The following is a 2,084-nucleotide window of genomic DNA, read 5'->3' on the forward strand; positions in this document are numbered from 1 at the left end:
AGCTTGTTCTTTAACCTTTCAACCGTTGTAGGGCTATAAGTGTCTTCTCGCGGCGGACGGTTTTGCCTACGTCGTAGTGGGGTGTCCGGTGTCTGTTCGGGGTGCCGGGTGGCCGTCCGGGCCCGGGACGATGGGGTTTCGGCGCTCTGGCGGGGCAGGGCATGTGCTGGCGGAGGTTCCGAAACGTCCGTCTGACCCGGGCCGGGGTGAGCCTGTGTGGTGCAGCCGGTTTCTCCCACGGGTGCCGCAGTTCGCGGGTAAGCGGGCGGGCGAGCCGTAGCTGGGTGTAGGCCACGATGATCAGCCAGGTCCACCGGTCGGCCGCTTCAGGCTCCCGCAGCCTGGGTCGAGTCCAGCCCAGCGTTTGCTTGAACAGCCGGAAGGTGTGCTCCAGGTCGAACCGGCGGAGGAATGCCTGCCAGGCCCGGTCGACGTCCGAGCCGTCGGCGCCGGTCTTGGAGGACCACAACCACACGGCCGGCGCCGCCCGGTCCTTCGACAAGTGCTCGACCTTCAGCCGGATCAACGTGCCCTCGATCAGCGGAAGTTCGCCCTCGTGGTCCAGCCAGGCGGCCCGGTGGGTCAGACGTGGGTGGACCCGGTCCCACGCCTGCGTGAACGCCTTGCCGTAGTTGGCGGTGACGGTGCGGGTGGCGACAGCGGGTTCGGGCCAGGTCTCCGACTTGGCGAAGCGGAACTCCGGCCCGTGCTTCGGTGGCCGGCCTCCCTTGGGATCGTAAACGCGAGGCGGCTTCGGCAGGCGCATCACGCGGTCACCGCGGACGCGTCCGACCAGCTCGACGGGCAGGTCCCGCAGGATCCAGGCCAGGCGGGTGACGTCGTAGCCGGCATCGGTCACGATCATGATGTCCGGCTCGCCCGGCTCCCACTGGCCCGCCGCGATGAGCCGTTCGGCGACGTCGCGGAGCTGGGCGGCGGTCACCGCGGTGGCGTCGTCGGTCGGGCCGAGGCGGACCGCATCCAGGATCTGCGTCCAGGAGGTGGCACCCATCTCCAGCACCGCGACGAACGAGTACGGCCAGCCGGGGATGAACTGCGAAGCCGTCTTCGCCCGCCCGTAGACGTGGCAGAACAGCCGGTCCGGCGAGCACGGCGCATCCGACCGCAGCCACGGCGAGACGTCCACGGCCAGGACCAGACGCCCGTCCGCGAACCGCGGTAATGGCAGTCCGGCCAGCAGCGACCGCAGCCGATCGGCGTCGATCCGGCCCTGGTTGAGACCGTCGTACATCGCACCATGACCACGTCGATGTTCCGGCACGAGCGTCAGCTCCACCGCCGAGTGCACCGCACCCGGAGCACACAGCACCGCGTCCGCCAGCTCGAACAGCTCGTCACCCCGCGCGGTCAGACACGCGTACAACTCGTCCCGGAAGCGTGACGCTTCCGCGAACGCTTCTCGTGGAACTGCATCGGGCAGCAGACTCACCTTCACGGCCTTCGTTCTGATTAGTGCACCTTGGTCGGAGCACATGATCAGACGAAGGCCGCTTCGGCGTCCGGTACATGACCAAGCGGGCGAAGCAGTTCGAGACGCTGTTCGAGGCGCGAGGAACCGGCTCAGCCGGGCATCGCGACGGTGAGGTCCACCTCGACGAGCTGCCCTTCGAAGCCCAGCTGTGCAACGCCCAGGAGCGTACTGGCGGATGTGAAGGCCGGCCCGAGGGCGGAGGCGGTGAGCTGACGCCATGCGGTGCCCAGGACATCTCTGTCGTCGCTCCGCACGTAGATGACCGAACGCACCACGTGTTGCGGCTGGGCATTCACCGCCGCGAGAGCGGCGAGCGCGTTCACGACGATCTGATCGACTTGCACCTCGACGGAGCCCGGGCCGACGAGGGAACCGTTCCGATCGAGCGGGCACTGTCCCGCCAGGTAAGCTGTCCGGCCAGTCTCGACCACGGTGATGTGGTGGTAGCCGGGTGTTTCATGCAGCTGCTCGGGATTGATACGGATGATCTTCGCTGTCATGCCCGAGAGTCTGACCAGCATGCCGCCAACGCGCATCGCAATTTGCCTCATCGCGCGGCCGTCCGTCGCGGCGCGAGGTTAAAGGACAAGCT

General features: G+C 67.7%; 2 protein-coding genes. Both read right to left on the reverse strand.

What is annotated here, in order from left to right; all coding sequences use genetic code 11:
* Positions 1–10: 10 nt before the first annotated feature.
* Positions 11–1,450, reverse strand: coding sequence for an NF041680 family putative transposase (locus ACFYWY_RS38145; RefSeq protein WP_389196107.1), 1,440 nt, complete (start codon positions 1,448–1,450; stop codon positions 11–13).
* 131 nt (positions 1,451–1,581) lie between these two features.
* Positions 1,582–1,992 carry a RidA family protein gene (locus ACFYWY_RS38150; protein WP_389196104.1) on the reverse strand — a complete coding sequence of 137 codons (411 nt, stop codon included), beginning with the start codon at positions 1,990–1,992 and terminating at the stop codon, positions 1,582–1,584.
* Between the last annotated feature and the right edge of the window lie 92 nt (positions 1,993–2,084).

Source organism: Streptomyces sp. NPDC002870, from assembly GCF_042888505.1.
Classification (GTDB): domain Bacteria; phylum Actinomycetota; class Actinomycetes; order Streptomycetales; family Streptomycetaceae; genus Streptomyces.